Origin of the sequence: Micromonospora sp. NPDC047548, assembly GCF_040642975.1 — a bacterium.
In the GTDB taxonomy this organism is placed as follows: domain Bacteria; phylum Actinomycetota; class Actinomycetes; order Mycobacteriales; family Micromonosporaceae; genus Micromonospora.
Map to the genome: position 1 here is coordinate 241,765 of NZ_JBEYTI010000003.1, position 17,537 is coordinate 259,301.

Genomic DNA, 17,537 nt, shown 5'->3' on the forward strand with positions numbered 1-17,537 from the left:
GGGCCGGGGACTATTCGGTTGCAGTATCCCCCGCGCCCGACGGTCGTCCCACGGTCTCGGCACCCCCGTGGATTGCCTCACCTTCGCTTGCGGCCGGGCCACCGGCCGACGCACCCTCCGCCAGCGCCCGCTCCGCCGCCGCCGCCGACGCCGTACCGGCCCGCTTGCGGGTCACCCAGCCGTCGACGCTGCGCTGCGGTGCCCGGGTCACCCCGAGCGCACCCGGGGGCACGTCCTGCGTGATCGCGCTGCCCGCCGCCACGTACGCCCCCGCGCCCACCTCGACCGGCGCGATCAGGCTGGTGTCGCAGCCGATGAAGGCCGCCTCACCCACCGTGGTGCGGTGCTTGTTCACCCCGTCGTAGTTCACGAAGATCGTCGCCGCGCCGATGTTGGCCTTCGCCCCGATCGTCGCGTCACCCACGTACGACAGGTGTGGCACCTTGGCGCCCGGGCCGAGCTCGGAGTTCTTCACCTCAACGAACGTGCCGACCTTCGACTTCGCGGCCAGCCGGGCGGCCGGGCGCAGGTACGCGTACGGCCCGACACTGGCCCCGGGACCCACCTCGGCGCTCACCGCGTGGCTGCGCAGCACGGTCGCCGCCGGCCCCACCACGGTGTCGATCAAGGTGACGTCCGGCCCGACGACCGCCTCCGCGCCGACCACGGTCGTGCCGCGCAGCTGGGTGTTCTGGTCGATCACCGCGTCCCGCTCCACGGTGACGGTGACGTCGATCCAGGTGGTCTCCGGGTCGAGGATGCTCACCCCGGTGCGCATCCACGCCTCGTTGACCCGGTCACGCAGCAGCCGGCGCAGCCCGGCCAGCTCCACCCGGTCGTTGCAGCCCAGCGTCTCGACGTGGTCCGCCGCGACGTGCACCCCCACCGGCTCCCCGGCCGAGACGAGCAGGCCGAAGACGTCGGTCAGGTACTCCTCGCCCTGGTCGTTGTCGGTGGAGAGCTTGCCCAGCGCGTTCCGCAGCCGCACCGCGTCGAACGCGTAGATGCCGGCGTTGATCTCCCGCAGCGCGCGCTGCGGCGCAGTGGCGTCGCGCTCCTCGACGATCTGCTCCAGCCGGCCTGCGGCGTCGCGCACGATCCGCCCCAGGCCGGTCGGGTCGGGCACCTCGGCGGCGAGCACCGTCGCCGCCGCACCCTCGCTCTCGTGCGCCGCCACCAGCGCGGCCACCGTCTCCGGGCGCAGCAGCGGGACGTCACCGTTGATCACGACCACCGTGCCGGAGGCCTCCGGCACCGCCTCCAGCGCGATCCGCACGGCGTGCCCGGTGCCGAGCTGCTGCGCCTGCAGGACCGGGGTGGCGTCCGGGGCGGTCTCGGTCAGGTGCGCCCGGACCTGCTCGGCGCCGTGACCGACCACGACCACGGTGCGGTCGGCGGCCAGGGGCGCGGCCGCGGTCAGCACGTGGCCGAGCAGCGTACGACCGAGCAGCGGGTGCAGCACCTTGGGCAGCGCCGACTTCATCCGCTTGCCCTCACCGGCGGCGAGCACGAGAACGGTACGGAGGTGGGGCTGGGGCACGACGTGGCTCCCGTCGGGAAGGCGACTGTCTCGCGGCCATGCTAACCAGGCTGCGCGGGCAGTTCGTCCCATACCCCGACTGAGAGGTGTGTACGCGGGCAGGGCTCGGCCGCCAGGGTTCGAACCTGAAACACGGGTACCAAAGACCCGGGTGTTGCCAATTACACCACGGCCGATTGTGACGCAAGACAGCTTAACGCCTCCGCCGGAGGCACCCCCACCCCTATGTGATCGCCTCGTCAAACCCGGCAACGAGTCCCTCGATCCGCCAGTACACGTACGGCGCTGAAACCGGGCGGTGCCTGCGGAGATCACCTGGCAGGATGGCCGGGTGACCGAGGCAGACGGGCACGGCGGCAGGAACATCCCACGACAGGGCGTCACCGAGCGCCGGCGAGGTGACGAGATGGCGGACGAGGCCACCGACGGGCGACGACGGGCGACGGCGGCGGCCGCGAAGCCCACCTCCCGGGTACGCATGTCCGCCGCCCAGCGGCGGGAGCAGTTGATAGCGATCGGCCGGCAGGTCTTCGCCGAGCGCGGTTTCGACGCCACCTCGATCGAGGAGGTGGCGTCCCGCGCCAAGGTCTCCAAGCCGGTGGTCTACGAGCACTTCGGCGGCAAGGAGGGCCTCTACGCGGTGGTGGTCGATCGCGAGGTGCGGGCCCTGCTGGACCGGATCACCACCGCGTTGACCGCCGGGCACCCACGGGAGCTGCTGGAGCAGGCGGCGCTGACCCTGCTCACCTACATCGAGGAGGAGACCAGCGGGTTCCGGGTGCTGGTCCGGGAGTCGCCGCTGATGTCGGCGACGGGCAACTTCAGCAGTGTGATGAACGACGTCGGGCACCAGGTGGAGCACATCCTGGCGGCCGAGTTCTCCAGCCGGGGGTACGACCCGAAGCTGGCCGAGCTCTACTCGCAGGCCCTGGTCGGGATGGTGGCGTTGACCGGCCGCTGGTGGCTGGAGGTGCGCAAGCCGCGCAAGGAGACGGTGGCGGCGCACCTGGTGAACCTGGCGTGGAACGGGCTGTCGCACCTGGAGGCGGAGCCGGGGCTGATCACCCGTAAGCGGGCCTGACCCGCCCGGGCCGGCCGGCTCAGCGGGTGCCGGCCTCGGAGATCGAGTGTTCTCGGTGGCGCCGGGTCGCCTCGGCGTGCTCGTCCGTGCCGACCTTGTCGTAGAGGCCGGTGGCGAGCAGCAGCAGCCCGAAGAGCAGCGACACGATCACCGTGGACATGGAAAAGTTGAGGAAGTTCGCGCTGGTCTGCAGGACGGACATCATGGCGACGCCGGTGACCATGAAGACCACCCCGGCGGTCAGGTTCATGTAGTGGCCGAGGTTGCTGCGCCGGGACGCCCCGATGATCAGGAAGGCCCCGAAGAGCACCGAGACCAGCGCGAACGCCAGGTTGGTGCGGAGCCCGAGGACCCAGTCGCCACCGCGGTGGAACAGCGGCTGGCCCCAGGTCTGCACGACGCCCCAGACGCCGAAGATCAGGATGTAGAGCCCGACGAGCCCGGAGAAGACCCGGTACAGCGGGCGGGCCGGGTGGTTCACCGGAAAGTGCGGCATGACCCCTCCGTCCGAGTACGACCACTTCCGGAGAATTGTCGCCCAGATCGGAGCCCGCGTCCGCCGAACAGCCGTAGGAGTCGGCCCACCAACGAAAGATCCCGCCCCGCCGGGGAGCAGAGCTCACGGGCGGAGCGGGACCACGAACGGTTTTCGCCGGAGCCCGACCCGCGCACGGATCAAGCCTGCCCACCCGGAGCGGGTCGGGCTCCGGCGAAACCCACAACAGATCAGAGCACGAGCCGAGCCTTCTCGAAGGCTTCCTGCTCCTCGTCGGTGCCGACCTTGCCGTACATGCCGACCATCAGCAGGACGAGGCTGAGCGTCAGCACCACGATGACAGTGAGGATGGTGAAGTTGAAGATGTTGGCGTCGGTCTGCAGGAACGCCAGCTCGGCCAGGCCGAGCACCATCAGGCCGTACGCCAGGAACTGGCTGATCGCCACGTCGAGGTTGCGGCCGATCGCGGTGCCGGCCAGCACGAGGATGCCGAGCAGGATGCTGAGCAGCGCGAATCCGAGGTTCGTCCCCTGACCCAGGACCTTGGTGTCATCCTGGGCGAGGATGTCGTTGCCGGCGCTCGTGATGACGCCGAGCACACCGAAGACCACCAGGTACAGACCAACGAGCCCGCCGATCGCCCGGTAGATCGGCCGCGCGGGGTGGTTGACGGGGGTATGGGCCATGTCTGAGTCTCCAACGCCGTGGGGATGAGAGAGGTCGACGACGATTGTCCCGCACGCCGGGATGTGACGCCGCACACGGCCCCGTCTTCCGGTGGGACGGGCGCGCGGCGGCGGTCAGACCGGCGGGATCTCTTCGGCCAGGGTGAGCCAGGTCTCCTCGGTCCGCTCGCGCTCGGCGCGTACCTCCTTGAGCTGCGCGTCGAGTTCGGCGACCTTGGCGTAGTCGGTGGCGTGCGCGGCGAGCTGGTCGAGCAGCCCCGTCTCCTTCTGTTCGAGCTTGGCGATCTGCCGTTCCAGCCGGCCCAGTTCCTTGCGGGCCTGCCGGGCCTCGGCGGCGGACATGCCGGTGGTGGCGGGGGCGTCCGCCGGGGCGGGGCCGGCCTCGGTCCGCGCTGGGGCGGGGGCGCCGGCGGCGCGGGCGAGGTACTCGTCGACCCCGCCGGGCAGGTGCACCAGCCGGCCGTCGCCGAACATCCCGTACGCGACGTCGGTGACCCGTTCGATCAGGTAGCGGTCGTGGCTGGCCACGATGATCGTTCCGGGCCAGGAGTCGAGCAGGTCCTCCAGCGCGGCGAGGGTGTCGGTGTCCAGATCGTTGGTGGGCTCGTCGAAGAGGAGCACGTTGGGCTCGCCGGCGAGCAGCCGGAGCATCTGCAACCGGCGGCGCTCCCCGCCCGAGAGGTCGCTGACCGGTGTCCAGAGCCGCCGGTCGTCGAAGCCGAAGATCTCGGCGAGCTGGGCGGCCGAGACCTCCCGGTCGCCGAGCTGGACCCGGCGGGCGACCTCCTCGACGGCTTCCAGGACGCGCAGGTGGCCGGGGAGTTCGGCCAGCTCCTGCGACAGGAACGCGGGCCGGACGGTCGAGCCGGTGTGGAAGTGACCGCCGTCGGGGCGGGTGACGCCGGCGAGCATCCGCAGCAGGGTGGTCTTGCCTGCGCCGTTGCGGCCGAGGACGGCGATCCGCTCGCCGGGGCCGACCTGCCAGGTGGCGTCGTGCAGGATCTCCTTCGGGCCGGCGTGCAGCCGGACGTGCTCCAGGTCGTACACCTGCTTGCCGAGTCGGGCGGTGGCGAGCCGTTGCAGCGACATGGTGTCGCGCGGCGGCGGGACGTCGGCGATGAGCGCGTTGGCCGCGTCGATGCGGAAGCGCGGCTTGGAGGTGCGGGCGGGCGGGCCGCGGCGCAGCCAGGCGATCTCCTTGCGGAGCAGGTTCTGCCGGCGGGCCTCGGTGGCCGCGGCGACCCGCTCGCGCTCGGCGCGGGCCAGGGTCCAGGCGGCGAAGCCGCCCTCGTACGCGCGGACGGCCTGGTCGGCGACCTCCCAGGTGGTGGTGCAGACCGCGTCCAGGAACCACCGGTCGTGGGTGACCACGACCAGCGCGCCCTTGCGACCGACCAGGTGCCGGGCCAGCCAGTCGACGCCGCCGACGTCGAGGTGGTTGGTGGGCTCGTCGAGGATGAGCAGGTCGGCGTCGCGGACCAGCAACGCGGCGAGGGCCACCCGGCGCCGCTCGCCACCGGACATCGGGCCGACGGGCTGGTCGAGGCCGAGGTGCGGCATGCCGAGGCCGTCGAGGATGGCCCGGACCCCGGCGTCGCCGGCCCACTCGTGCTCGGCGCCCATGCTCTGGCCGAGCCAGGCGGTGCCGAGCACCACGTCCCGCACGGTGGCGTCGGGGGCGAGGGTGAGGCTCTGCGGCAGCCAGAGGACCCGCAGGTCCCGGCGGTGGGTGACCCGGCCGCCGTCCGGCTCCTCCTGTTTGGTGAGCAGCCGCAGCAGGGTGGACTTGCCGGCGCCGTTGAGGCCGACCACGCCGATCCGGTCGGCGTCGTCGAGGCCGAGCGAGACGTCGGTGAGCAGCGGCCCGGCGGCGCCGTACCCCTTGGACACCCGGTCCAGGTTGACGATGTTGGCCACGACCTCACCTACCTCCCATGATCAAGGCGTCCCGGTGCCAGCGGGGCACGTGGGACGCCTGCGACGGTTCAGGGTACGCGGGCGCCGTGGCCGTCCGGCCGGGCGCCGGGCCCCTGGGGGTCAACCGGCCGCGGCACCCGCTTGTTCCGTCCCGGCCGCGGCGCGGCGTACCCGCCGGTGGGCTGGGGCCGTCCCGGGCCGGCCCGGTGACGCGGGCCGGGGTGGCCGAGCCTGCTCAGGTGATGCGGGCGCCGGCGACCGGGCCGTGGGCGACCCGAGCCTCCCGGCACACGTCGGCCGCCTCCAGCTCGCCGGCGATCCGCTCGGCGTCGGCGGCGTCGGCGGCGAGGAAGACACAGGTGGGCCCGGAGCCGGAGACGATGCCGGCGAGCGCGCCGGCCGCCTCGCCGGCCTTGAGGGTGTCGGCCAGGGACGGGCGCATCGCCAGGGCGGCGTCCTGGAGGTCGTTGCCGAGGGTGGCGGCGAGCACCCGGGGGTCGCGCTGGCGCAGCGCGGCGAGCAGCGCGTCGGTGCTGCCCAACGGCTCACCGGCGGTGCCGGCGTCGCGGAGCCGGTCCAGCTCCCGATAGGCCGCCGGGGTGGAGAGGCCGCCGTCGGCGACGGCGACCACCCAGTGCCAGGAGGTGGGACGGGCCAGCACCGGGCTGACCGCCTCGCCCCGGCCGGTGCCGAGGGCGGTGCCGCCGTGGATCAGGAAGGGCACGTCCGAGCCGAGGTCGGCGGCGATGCCGGCCAGCTCGTCGCGGGACAGCCCGGTGCCCCAGAGCGCGTCGCAGGCGACCAGCGCGGCGGCGGCGTCGGCGCTGCCGCCGGCCAGCCCACCGGCGAGCGGGATCTGCTTGCGCAGGTGCAGCCGGGCGTGCGGCATCACCCCGGCGTACCCGGCCAGGGCGTGGGCGGCCCGGATCACCAGGTTGGTGTCGTCCAGGGCCAGCTCCCCGGTGCCCTCGCCCTCCATGGTCAGGGTGAGCGTGTCGCCGCGGCGGGCGGTGAGCTCGTCGTGGATGGAGATGGCGTGGTAGACGGTGTTCAGCTCGTGGTAGCCGTCGCGGCGCAACGGCCCCACCCCGAGGTGCAGGTTGACCTTGGCCGGCACCCGGACCCGGACCGGTCCGGTGGCGCCGCGCCGCTGCCGCTCGTCGTCTTCGTCCGGTCGCCAGGCCTCGGTCATGGGGCGAGGTCCCGCAGGCGCAGGCGGATGTCGAACGGCTTCTCCACGATCAGCTCCTCGGCGGAGTCGGCGGCCAGCTCGTACCGGCCGTCGACCAGGTCGTACGCGTACATGTGCGGCGTGCCCTCGGCGGGCACGGCGCCAGCCTACTGCGCGGCGGGCGCGGCGGCCGGAGCCGACGCGGCGATGGCGGCGAACTGCTCGACGGTGAGTGACTCCCCCCGTGCGCCGGGATCGACGCCGGCGGCGGTGAGCGCGGCGGCGGCCCGGTCGGCGCCGCCGGCCCAGCCGGCCAGCGCGGCCCGCAGGGTCTTGCGGCGCTGCGCGAACGCGGCGTCCACCACGGCGAAGACCCGCTTGCGGGTGACATCGTCGCGGGGCGGTTCGCGGCGGGTGAAGGCGACCAGGCCGGAGTCGACGTTCGGCACCGGCCAGAACACGTTCGGCGGCACCCGGCCGGCGGCGCGGGCGCGGGAGTACCAGGCCAGCTTCACCGACGGGACGCCGTACACCTTGGAGCCGGGACCGGCGACGAGCCGGTCGGCGACCTCCTTCTGCACCATCACCAGGCCGTGCCGCAGGGTGGGCAGCTCGGCCAGCAGGTGCAGCACCACCGGCACGGCCACGTTGTACGGCAGGTTCGCCACCAGCGCGGTGGGGGCCGGATCGGCCAGTTCGGCGGCGGTGACCCGCAGCGCGTCGGCCGGGTGCACGGTGAGCCGGTCGGCGGCCGGGCCGGCGAACCGGGCGGCGGTCTCCGGCAGCGCGCCGGCCAGCGTCCGGTCGATCTCCACGGCGTGCACGTGCGCGGCGACCGGCAGCAGGGCCAGGGTGAGCGAGCCGAGCCCGGGCCCGACCTCCAGCGCCACGTCGTCCGGGGCCAGCCCGGCGGCGGTGACGATCCGGCGGACCGTGTTCGGGTCGTGGACGAAGTTCTGGCCGAGCTTCTTGGTGGGGGCGACGCCCAGCCGGGCGGCCAGTTCCCGGATCTCCGCCGGGCCGAGGAGACCGGTCACGCCCGTAGCGTAGCGGCGGGACCGGGTCCGCTCACCACGGGCCGAAGACCCGGTCGCCGGTGGCGGAGATGGCCGCGCAGAGCTCGTCGAGGTCGGCGCCGGTGGTGGCGGCCAGCGACCGGACGGTCAGCGGGATCAGGTACGACGCGTTGGGCCGTCCCCGGTGCGGCATCGGGGTCAGGTACGGGGCGTCGGTCTCCACCAGGATCTGGTCGACCGGGGTCACCGCGGCGGCCTCGCGCAGCGCCCCGGCGCTGCCGAAGGTGACGGTGCCGGCGAAGCTGAGCAGGTAGCCCCGGCGGACGCACTCGCGGGCGAAGTCGGCGTCGCCGGAGAAGCAGTGCAGCACGACCGTGTCCGGGGCGCCCTCGTCGTCGAGGATGCGCAGCACGTCGGCGTGCGCGTCCCGGTCGTGGACGACCAGCGCCTTGCCGTACCGCTTGGCGATGGCGATGTGCGCCCGGAAGCTCTCCTCCTGCGCGGCCCGCCCCTCGTCCGCGGTCCGGAAGAAGTCCATCCCGGTCTCGCCGATGCCCCGGACCCGGTCGCGGGCGGCGAGCGCCTCGATCTCGCGCAGCGCGGAGTCCAGGTCGGCCAGCCGGGGCGCCTCGTTCGGGTGCAGCGCGACCGTGGCCAGCACCGCCGGGTACTTCTCGGCGACGTCCGCGCCCCAGCGGGAGGAGCCCACGTCGACGCCGACCTGGACCAGCCGGTCCACGCCGACCGCGGCGGCCACCTCGACCGCCGCGGCGACCGGGTCGTCGGCGGGGCCGCCGCCGGGCACCCCGGCCTCGCTGACCGTGATGTCCAGGTGGGTGTGGCTGTCGAGCACGGGACGGGGCAGTGCCTCCGGCGCGGGCGGGAACTCCCCGGCCCGCCGGGCGGCGCGCTGCTTGCGGGTTTGGGTCGGCTCACTCATCGCGGCCAGCATCACACACCACCGACGCGCCACGTCGCCGGGACGCCATCGACTGTTCACCGGTCTGGCATCCGGTGCGCTTAGCGTTCCGGTATGACCCTCACCCCTCAGGCCAGCGGCATCGAACTGCGCGTCGGGTACGGGGGCGCGGTGTACCCGGCGGAGGAGATCGCCCGGGGCGCGGCGTACGAGCTGTTCAGCGCCGACGAGGCGCCCGGTTTCGAGTGGTCGCCCCGGCCCGGGCCGGCGCTGCCCTGGCGGAAGTTCGTGCACGTGACCGAGGTGGGCGCGGTGCACGGGGCGGCGGAGCCGGCCGAGGAGCCGGAGGCCCCACTGCTGGTGCCGCTGCACCGCGACCGGGGCTGGGCGTACGTGCACCAGCTCAGCCAACAGCCGGGGGCGGCCGGGGACCCGACGCTCACCGCCGTCCGGGCCTCGGCGGTGGTCCGGCGCGGCACCCGGATGGTCAAGGTGCTCTCCGCCCAGCAGCTCGCCGGGTACATGCGGGGTTGGCTGCCGCACGGCTACTGCTACCGGGAACACGACGTGGCGCACCTGCGTACGCCGGGGGCGCTGGCGGTGCTGCGCGGCGACGGCGGGGGCGGGGGCGACGACGTGGCGTACGTGCTGCGCTGGCGAGCCGCCGACCCGGTCGACTACGACGTGCCGGCCGGCGCGGCGCACCGGGGCCTGCTGGCGATGCCGCCGCGGGACCGGCTCGGCCCGCCGGTGCTGGGCACCGGTTTCGTGCCGAGCAACGCGCAGCTGATCCCGGAGTTTCTCACCCGGGACTGCGCCGACCTGCCCATGCCGGCCAACGCCACCCTGATCGCGTACACCGCGGAGGGGGTGGAGGTGGTGCTCTACAGCTACCAGGCGGAGCAGCGGGGCTGGTTGCGGATGGTCGGCCCGCAGTGGCGGCACCTGCTCACCGCGGTGCCGGGGCTCTCCCCCGACCAGGAATACCTGCCCACCGGAGACACGCCCCGCTCCACCCAGCTGGTCGGCGGCTATGCCGGCACCGACTACGAGGCGGTGGCCGACCTGCCGGGCGGGTTCCGGGTGCTGGCGATGACCCGGGCCGCCCGCTACCCGGTGGAGTCGGTCGCCCGCCGGCTGCGGTACGCGCGCTGGCGGGACGTGCCGTGCCTGGTGTTGCGGGAGGAGGCGGGGTGGCTGCGGCTGCGGCTGTGCCGGCCGAATCCGGACGCGGTGGTCGGGACGGGGTCGCAGTGCCAGGAACGGGGCGTCTACGAGACGTGGGCGCCGGGGGCGGAGGTCACCGACGACCAGGTGGTGGATGTGCCGTACGCGCTGTGACGGGCGCGCATAACGGGTAGCGGTTCGGGAAAGCGTCGGCGTCCGACATCCACGGATCAGGAGACCCGCATGCCTTTCATCACCGTTGGAGCGGAGAACACCGCGCCCATCGACCTGTACTACGAGGATCATGGCTCCGGCCAGCCGGCGGTGCTGATCCACGGCTTCCCGTTCAACGGCGCGACCTGGGAGAAGGTGTCCATTCCACTGCTGAACGCCGGCTACCGGGTGATCACCTATGACCGGCGGGGCTTCGGCGCGTCCAGCCAGCCGACGACGGGGTACGACTACGACACCTTCGCCGCCGACCTCGACGTGATCATGACCGAGCTGGACCTGCGGGACGCGATGCTGGTGGGCCACTCGATGGGCACCGGTGAGGTGACCCGTTATCTGGGCACGTACGGGTCGAGCCGGGTGAGCAAGGCGGTGCTGATGGCCCCGCTGGCGCCGTTCCTGCTGAAGACGGCGGACAACCCGGAGGGGGTCGACAAGAAGCTCTTCGACGGCTTCCAGCAGGCCATCCGGGCCGACCGGTTCGCCTACCTGACCAGCTTCTGCGACGCGTTCTTCAATTATTCGGAGAACAAGGGCAAGTGGGTCAGCGACGAGGCGTACCGGGCGCACTGGAACATCGGCACGATGGCGTCGGCCAAGGGCACCCACGACAGCGTGGACGCGTGGCAGACCGACTTCCGGGGTGACCTGCCCCGGATCGACGTGCCGGTGCTGATCGTGCAGGGCGACAAGGACAACGTGCTGCCCTACCCGGCGACCGGGCAGCGGCTCCAGCCGATGCTGCCGAACAGCGAGCTGATCACGTTGAAGGGCGCCCCGCACGGCACGCCCTGGACGCACGCCGACGAGGTCGGCAAGGCGATCATGAACTTCTTCGGCCAGCCCGCCATGGCCCGCGCCTGACGGAGGCCGGCGGATCGGCGGCGCGGCCGGGGCCGCGCCGCCGTGCGTCCGGTCAGCCCGCCAGGCGGGCCAGCTCCTCCTCGACGATGGACGGGTCGAGCTTGCGGAAGACCGGCTTCGGCGCCGCGAGCGGCCGGCCGGCCGCCACCGGTACGGACTCCCAGCGCGCCCCGACCGTGTAGTCGCCGGTCAGCACCGGGTACGCCGGCCCGCCGTCGAGGTCGTCGACCTCCTCGATGACCGGCATCGGCGCGTGCACACCGCTGCCGCCGAGCAGCTCGTGCACCTTCTGCGCGGAGTGCGGCAGGAACGGGGTGAGCAGCGTGTTGGCGTCGCTGACCACCTGGAGGGCGACGTGCAGGATGGTGCCCATCCGCGGCTTGTCCGCCTCGTCCTTCAGTTTCCACGGGGCCTGCTCGGAAAGGTACTTGTTGGCCTCGGCGACCACCTTCATCGCCTCGCCGATGGCCTGCTTCTGCCGGTGCCGGGCAATCAGGTCGCCGACAACTGCGAAGCCAGCCCGGGCGGTGGCGAGCAGCGCCTCGTCGGCCTCGGTGAGCCCGGCCGGATCGACCGGCGGGATCGCGCCGAAGTTCTTCGCCGCCATCGACACGGACCGGTTGACCAGGTTGCCCCAGCCGGCGACCAGTTCGTCGTTGTTGCGGCGGAGGAACTCCGCCCAGGTGAAGTCGGTGTCGTTGCTCTCCGGGCCGGCGGCGGCGATGAAGTAGCGCAGCGCGTCCGCGTCGTACCGCTCGAGGAAGTCGCGGACGTAGATGACGACCTTGCGGGACGAGGAGAACTTGCGCCCCTCGATGGTCAGGTATTCGCTGGAGACGACCTCGGTGGGGAGGTTGAGCCGGCCCAGCTCGCCCCGCTCGCCGTCGTTGGCGCCCTCGCCGGAGTAGCCGGAGAGCAGCGCCGGCCAGATCACCGAGTGGAAGACGATGTTGTCCTTGCCCATGAAGTAGTAGCTGCGGGCATCCTTGCCCTCGCCGTCGGCCAACCACCACTTCCGCCAGGCCTCGGGGTCGCCGGTGCGGCGGGCCCACTCGATGGAGGCGGACAGGTAGCCGATCACCGCGTCGAACCAGACGTAGATCCGCTTGTCGCCGCGGTCGCGCCAGCCGTCGAGCGGGATCGGCACGCCCCACTCCAGGTCCCGGGTGATCGCCCGGGGCTGGAGGTCGTCGAGCAGGTTCCGGGAGAAGCGCAGCACGTTGGGGCGCCAGCCCTCCCGGGTGTCCAGCCACTGCCGCAACACGTCGGCCAGGGCGGGCAGGTCCAGGAAGAAGTGCTCGGTCTCGACGAACTTCGGCGTCTCGCCGTTGATCTTCGAGCGGGGGTCGATCAGGTCGACCGGGTCGAGCTGGTTGCCGCAGTTGTCGCACTGGTCGCCGCGGGCGCTGTCGTAGCCGCAGATCGGGCAGGTGCCCTCGATGTAGCGGTCCGGCAGGGTCCGGCCGGTGGACGGGGAGATCGCGCCGGTGGTCACCTTGGGCACGATGTAGCCGTTGCGGTGCAGCCCCTGGAAGAGTTCCTGCACCACCGCGTAGTGGTTGCGGGTGGTGGTGCGGGTGAACAGGTCGTAGGTGAGCCCCAGCGCCCGCAGGTCCTCGGCGATCACCCGGTTGTACCGGTCGGCCAGCTCGCGGGGCGTGACCCCCTCGGCGTCGGCCTGCACCTGGATCGGGGTGCCGTGCTCGTCGGTGCCCGAGACCATGAGCACGTCGTGGCCGGCCATCCGCATGTACCGGGCGAAGACGTCGGAGGGAACGCCGAAACCGGAGACGTGGCCGATGTGGCGCGGGCCGTTGGCGTACGGCCAGGCGACCGCCGCGAGAACGTGACTCATGAGCAGCAAGCCTAATGACCGCTCCCGGGTGGCCGCGAACCAATAGGCCTGCCCGGGTCCGGGCCGACCCGGCCGGCGGCTTCCTGCTCGCCGACTGGTGAGGCCGACGCCTCAGCTGTGCACGACGGTGTAGACGTCCCGGCGGCGCAGCCCGTACCCGGCGGCGACCTCGCTGATCGCGTCCCGGCGGGACAGCCCGGCGGCCTCCCGCTCGGCGACCGCGGCGCGCAGCGCGTCGTCGTCGGGGCGTTCCGCGGGCCGCGCCGGGGCCCCGGCGACGACCAGGGTGATCTCCCCGCGCGGCTCGCCCTCGGCCGCCCAGTCCGCCAGCTCGCCGAGCGGCCGGCGGACGATCTCCTCGTACGTCTTGGTCAGCTCGCGGCAGAGCGCGGCCGGGCGGTCGGTGCCGAAGGTGGCGGCCAGGTCGGCCAGCGCGCCGGCAATCCGGTGCGGGGCCTCGAAGAAGACCAGGGTCCGTTCCTCGGCCGCCAGGGCGCGCAGCCGGGACCGCCGGCCGCCGGGCGAGCGGGGCAGGAAGCCCTCGAAGCAGAACCGGTCGCACGGCAGGCCGGACAGCGCCAGGGCGGTGGTCACCGCGCTCGGGCCGGGTGCGGCGGTGACCGGCACGCCGGCGTCGAGCGCCGCCCGGACCAGCCGGTAGCCGGGGTCGGAGACGCTGGGCATTCCGCCGTCGGTGACCAGCGCGACGAGGTACCCGGCACTGAGCACCTCGACCAGCTCCGGGGTGCGCCGCTCCTCGTTGCCCTCGAAGTAGGAGACGATCCGGCCGCCGACGGTGACGTCGAGGTCGCGGGCCAGCCGGGTGAGGCGGCGGGTGTCCTCGGCGGCGACCACGTCCGCGATGGAGAGCACCTCGCGCAACCGCGCGGAGGCGTCGGCGGGGTTGCCCAGCGGCGCGCCGAGCAGGATAAGACGCCCGAGCTCGGACATTTCACCCACGAGATGCGCTCCTTCATCGATGACCGTGCCGACGTCGGGGACGATGGGCGCCACCGGGCACCTTCAGAGCCTACGATCGCCGGGTGACGAGTGCGTCGACAGCACAGAGCGCGAACGCGGACCGACCCGACCAGGGGAACCCGGCCACCGACGGTGGCGGCGTTCCGGCTGTCGTGCGTCGCCGGCTCGCCACCGTCGAGGCCCGGCTGGACGTGAACTCGTGGATCGCCACCACGGTGGTGGTGGCGATCGCCGCGATCCTGCGCCTGCTCGGCCTGAGCGGCCCCAAGGGCAAGATCTTCGACGAGATCTACTACGCCCGCGACGCCTACGGCCTGATCGACAAGGGCGTCGAGTGGAACTACAAGGACAACGGCCCGTCGTACGTGGTGCACCCGCCGCTGGGCAAATGGCTGATCGGGCTCGGGGAGTGGGCCTTCGGCTACTCCGACCAGGAACACCACATCTCGGTGCCGGGGCACCTGATGACCACCGCCCCGGAGTTCGGCTGGCGGATCTCCGCAGCGCTGGCCGGCATCGTGTCGGTGCTGATGCTGACCCGGATCGCGCGCCGGCTGTTCCGCTCCACCACGCTCGGCTGTGCCGCCGGCCTGCTGCTCGCGCTGGACGGCTTCCACCTGGTGCTGTCCCGCACCGCGCTGCTCGACATCTTCCTGCTGCTGTTCGTGCTGGCCGCCTTCGGCGCCCTGGTGCTGGACCGGGACTCCCGGCGACGGGGCTGGGCCCGGGCGTTGGAGGGCGGGCTGGACCCGGCCGCGCCGGGGCGGGCGGGCCGGCCGGCCGGCGGCTGGCGGACCTGGCCCTGGTGGCGGCTGGTCGCCGGGGTGCTGCTCGGCTGCGCGGTGGCGGTGAAGTGGAGCGCGCTGTACTTCGTGCCGGCGTTCGGGCTGCTGGCGCTGCTCTGGGAGGTCGGCGTCCGCCGCTCCGCCGGGGTACGCCGCCCGTGGCGGGACGCGCTCCTCGACGAGCTGCCCTGGCTGGTGCTCGCCGGGGTGCTGCTGGTCGTGACGTACGTGACCACCTGGTCGGGCTGGCTGCTGGGCGACGACGGCTACTACCGGCTGGCCGAGCGCTACCCGAACACGCCCGGCCTGAGTGACACTCCGATCATCGGGGCGCTGAACAACCTGTACCAGTACCACCGGGCGGCGTTCGAGTTCCACACCGGGCTGGAGACCCCGCACAAGTACCAGTCGTGGCCGTGGCAGTGGTTGCTGCTCGGCCGGCCGGTGGCCTTCTACTGGTCGGGTGACGGGGCGTGCGGGGCGCCGAGCTGCGCCTCGGAGATCCTGCTGCTGGGCACGCCGCTGCTGTGGTGGTCGTTCCTGCCGGCGCTGGCCGCGACGGCCTGGCTGGGCCTGGCCCGGCGGGACTGGCGGGCCGGGGCGATCCTGCTCAGCGTCGCCGCCGGCCTGCTGCCGTGGTTCTGGTTCGCCCTGGACGGCCGGACGATGTTCTCGTTCTACGTCGCTCCGGCGCTGCCGTTCCTGGTGCTGGCGGTGGTCTACGTGCTGGGCGCGATCGTCACCCCGACCGGCCCGGAGGGCGCCGCAGCGACCGACGTGGAGCGGGGCAACGACCGGCGCCTGATCGGCGGGGTGATCGTCGGCGCGTACGTGCTGCTCGTGGCGCTCTGTTTCGCGTACTTCTACCCGATCTTCGTGGGCAACCTGCTGCCGTACACCGACTGGTCGGCCCGGATGTGGTTGGACGGCCGCTGGATCTGACCCGGCGCGCGGGTCAACCCGGCGCGCCCGGTCGACCGCGTATCGCCGAGATGGCGGTGTCCTGGTGATCCGGGCACCGCCATGCCGCGGCAATGGTGTGGAGATCTGCCCAGCGGCGGCGTGGGCCGCGGCAGGCCGGGCGAGTGAACTGCCCTGGCGGGCGGCACGCGGGCACACATAAAAAGCGCGCCCCGATCGCCTGCCACGGGGGAAGCGGGCGATTGGGGCGCGCAAGACAGAGCTTAACTACCCTTCGGCACCGACACAACGGGTCGACTCAGGTCAGATTCCCGACGGGTGCCTGGCCGGGCGAAAGGTTTACATCCGGCAGTTAACGGATGGTCACTTCACAGTCGACGGTTTGCCGGGCGGGACGGTCTGGTCCGTACCGGTTCCTGCCCGATCACGGGAATCGGCACGGAGACGGACGGTGGAGGAGGCGTCACCGGAGCGGCCCGGGAAGGGCACGGAAGACCAACGGAACCCACCCGGACGTGCCGGTACGACCACCCGGCTCCGCACGCCACGCCGCCGGGGCGGGCCAGGGCCGGACGGGAACAGGCCGCCCCAAATGATCATCCAGAGTGGATCGCACTACACTCCGCCCGGTGATCAACAAGAGACGATCAACGGCCGTCCTGATCGGGCTGCTGGCGGCGACCGTGCTGACCGGTCCGGCACCGGCCATGGCGGGCGAGGAGCCACCCGCCGAGCCGCCGAAGGTCGAGCTGGTGCTCGACGTCAGCGGCTCGATGCGGGCCCGGGACATCGACGGCCGCAGCCGGATCTCGGTGGCCCAGCAGGCATTCAACGAGGTGGTCGACGCGCTGCCCGAGGAGACCCAGCTGGGCATCCGGGTGCTCGGCGCGACCTACCGGGGCAAGGACAAGAAGCAGGGCTGCCTGGACACCCAGCAGATCGTGCCGGTCGGGCCGGTCGACCGGGTGCAGGCGAAGGCGGCGGTGGCGACCCTGCGGCCCACCGGCTTCACCCCGGTCGGGCTGGCCCTGCGCTCGGCCGCCCAGGACCTGGGCACCGGCGCCACCGCCCGCCGGATCGTGCTGATCACCGACGGCGAGGACACCTGCGCGCCGCCGGACCCCTGCGAGGTGGCCCGCGAACTGGCCGCCCAGGGCACGAAGCTGGTGATCGACACCCTCGGCCTCGCCCCCGACGAGAAGGTGCGCCGGCAGCTGCTCTGCATCGCCGGCGCGACCGGCGGCACGTACACCGCGGCGCAGAGCGCCGACGAGCTGACCGGCCGGATCAAGCAGCTGGTGGACCGGGCGAAGGAGACGTACACCGCCGCGCCCACCGTGGTCGGCGGCGCGGCGGAGTGCGCGAACGCGCCGCTGCTCGCCCCCGGCGTCTACAGCGACCGGGAGGCGTTCTCCGAGCACCGCTGGTACCGGGTGCCGGTCCGGCCGGGGCAGGAGCTGCGCGCCTCGGTCAGCGTGGCGCTGGACCGGCCGGTGAACCCGGACTACGGGGTGCTGCTGCGGGCCACCGCCACCGACGGCCGGGAACTGGTACGCGGGGTGGACGCCGGCAGTGGGCGTACCGACGTGGTGTCGGCCGGGCTGCGCTGGTCGGCGACCGAGGACGGCGCCACGCCGACGCCTGAGGCCAGCGCCGCGCCCGTCCCCGCCACGACGGTGTGCCTGGTGGTGAGCAACTCCTTCGCGCCCCGGCCGGGCACCCGGCCCGAACCGGGGATGCCGGTGGAGCTGACCGTCGACGTGGTCGCCTCCTCTCCCGCCCCGGCCGCGCCCGACCTCGGTCGGGGTTGGGTGCTGCTCGCCCTGCTCACCCTGGCCGGCCTGCTCACCGGCCTGGTCGCCGGGCTGCTCACCCGCTGGTGGGTCGCCACCTGGAGGGAGAACTGA

At 73.1% G+C, this 17,537-nt stretch carries 15 protein-coding genes and 1 tRNA gene; 5 read left to right on the forward strand and 11 right to left on the reverse strand.

Going from position 1 to position 17,537, the window contains the following annotated elements; genetic code table 11:
- Positions 1 to 10: 10 nt before the first annotated feature.
- A complete protein-coding gene (gene glmU, locus ABZ807_RS04575) occupies positions 11 to 1,540 on the reverse strand; it encodes a bifunctional UDP-N-acetylglucosamine diphosphorylase/glucosamine-1-phosphate N-acetyltransferase GlmU (protein ID WP_357152792.1) in 1,530 nt (509 codons plus the stop codon).
- 104 nt (positions 1,541 to 1,644) lie between these two features.
- Positions 1,645 to 1,716, reverse strand: a tRNA-Gln gene (locus tag ABZ807_RS04580).
- Positions 1,717 to 1,946: 230 nt separating this feature from the next.
- Here ABZ807_RS04580 and ABZ807_RS04585 point away from each other — a divergent pair.
- Complete coding sequence (locus ABZ807_RS04585; protein WP_357153086.1) at positions 1,947 to 2,621, forward strand: TetR/AcrR family transcriptional regulator; 675 nt, start codon at positions 1,947 to 1,949, stop codon at positions 2,619 to 2,621.
- Between the two features lie 19 nt (positions 2,622 to 2,640).
- On the opposite strand, the gene ABZ807_RS04590 is transcribed toward ABZ807_RS04585, so the two are convergent.
- From ABZ807_RS04590 to ABZ807_RS04620, 7 genes are all read right to left on the reverse strand, one after another.
- A complete protein-coding gene (locus tag ABZ807_RS04590; protein WP_357152795.1) occupies positions 2,641 to 3,117 on the reverse strand; it encodes a DUF4383 domain-containing protein in 477 nt (158 codons plus the stop codon).
- A gap of 230 nt (positions 3,118 to 3,347) precedes the next feature.
- Positions 3,348 to 3,803, reverse strand: a complete 456-nt coding sequence (locus ABZ807_RS04595; protein WP_357152798.1) for a DUF4383 domain-containing protein — start codon at positions 3,801 to 3,803, stop codon at positions 3,348 to 3,350.
- A 114-nt stretch (positions 3,804 to 3,917) separates the two neighbouring features.
- Positions 3,918 to 5,720: an ABC-F family ATP-binding cassette domain-containing protein gene (locus ABZ807_RS04600; RefSeq protein WP_357152801.1), complete on the reverse strand. Its 1,803-nt coding sequence runs from the start codon at positions 5,718 to 5,720 to the stop codon at positions 3,918 to 3,920.
- Positions 5,721 to 5,955: 235 nt separating this feature from the next.
- Positions 5,956 to 6,912, reverse strand: a complete 957-nt coding sequence (locus tag ABZ807_RS04605; RefSeq protein ID WP_357152804.1) for a 4-(cytidine 5'-diphospho)-2-C-methyl-D-erythritol kinase — start codon at positions 6,910 to 6,912, stop codon at positions 5,956 to 5,958.
- Positions 6,909 to 7,049 (reverse strand): hypothetical protein, encoded by a 141-nt coding sequence (locus tag ABZ807_RS04610; RefSeq protein ID WP_357152806.1) that lies wholly within the window; start codon positions 7,047 to 7,049, stop codon positions 6,909 to 6,911. Before ABZ807_RS04610 ends, ABZ807_RS04605 begins: the two co-directional genes overlap by 4 nt.
- A 9-nt stretch (positions 7,050 to 7,058) precedes the next feature.
- Positions 7,059 to 7,928: a 16S rRNA (adenine(1518)-N(6)/adenine(1519)-N(6))-dimethyltransferase RsmA gene (rsmA, locus tag ABZ807_RS04615; RefSeq protein WP_357152808.1), complete on the reverse strand. Its 870-nt coding sequence runs from the start codon at positions 7,926 to 7,928 to the stop codon at positions 7,059 to 7,061.
- Between the two features lie 31 nt (positions 7,929 to 7,959).
- Entirely contained in the window at positions 7,960 to 8,859 is a 900-nt protein-coding gene (locus ABZ807_RS04620; protein ID WP_357152810.1) for a TatD family hydrolase, read from the reverse strand.
- Between the two features lie 81 nt (positions 8,860 to 8,940).
- Between ABZ807_RS04620 and ABZ807_RS04625 the strand changes: the two genes are divergently transcribed.
- On the forward strand, positions 8,941 to 10,167 hold the full coding sequence (locus ABZ807_RS04625) for a hypothetical protein (protein ID WP_357152812.1): 1,227 nt from the start codon (positions 8,941 to 8,943) through the stop codon (positions 10,165 to 10,167).
- A 69-nt stretch (positions 10,168 to 10,236) separates the two neighbouring features.
- Positions 10,237 to 11,088 carry an alpha/beta hydrolase gene (locus tag ABZ807_RS04630; protein WP_357152814.1) on the forward strand — a complete coding sequence of 284 codons (852 nt, stop codon included), beginning with the start codon at positions 10,237 to 10,239 and terminating at the stop codon, positions 11,086 to 11,088.
- Between the two features lie 52 nt (positions 11,089 to 11,140).
- On the opposite strand, the gene metG is transcribed toward ABZ807_RS04630, so the two are convergent.
- A complete protein-coding gene (gene metG / locus ABZ807_RS04635; protein WP_357152816.1) occupies positions 11,141 to 12,943 on the reverse strand; it encodes a methionine--tRNA ligase in 1,803 nt (600 codons plus the stop codon).
- Positions 12,944 to 13,054: 111 nt separating this feature from the next.
- Entirely contained in the window at positions 13,055 to 13,903 is an 849-nt protein-coding gene (rsmI, locus tag ABZ807_RS04640; RefSeq protein WP_357152818.1) for a 16S rRNA (cytidine(1402)-2'-O)-methyltransferase, read from the reverse strand.
- 83 nt (positions 13,904 to 13,986) lie between these two features.
- On the opposite strand from rsmI, the gene ABZ807_RS04645 reads away from it, so the two are divergent.
- Both ABZ807_RS04645 and ABZ807_RS04650 read left to right on the forward strand, forming a co-directional pair.
- A complete protein-coding gene (locus ABZ807_RS04645) occupies positions 13,987 to 15,651 on the forward strand; it encodes a phospholipid carrier-dependent glycosyltransferase (RefSeq protein ID WP_357152820.1) in 1,665 nt (554 codons plus the stop codon).
- Between the two features lie 608 nt (positions 15,652 to 16,259).
- Positions 16,260 to 17,537 (forward strand): VWA domain-containing protein, encoded by a 1,278-nt coding sequence (locus tag ABZ807_RS04650; RefSeq protein WP_357152823.1) that lies wholly within the window; start codon positions 16,260 to 16,262, stop codon positions 17,535 to 17,537.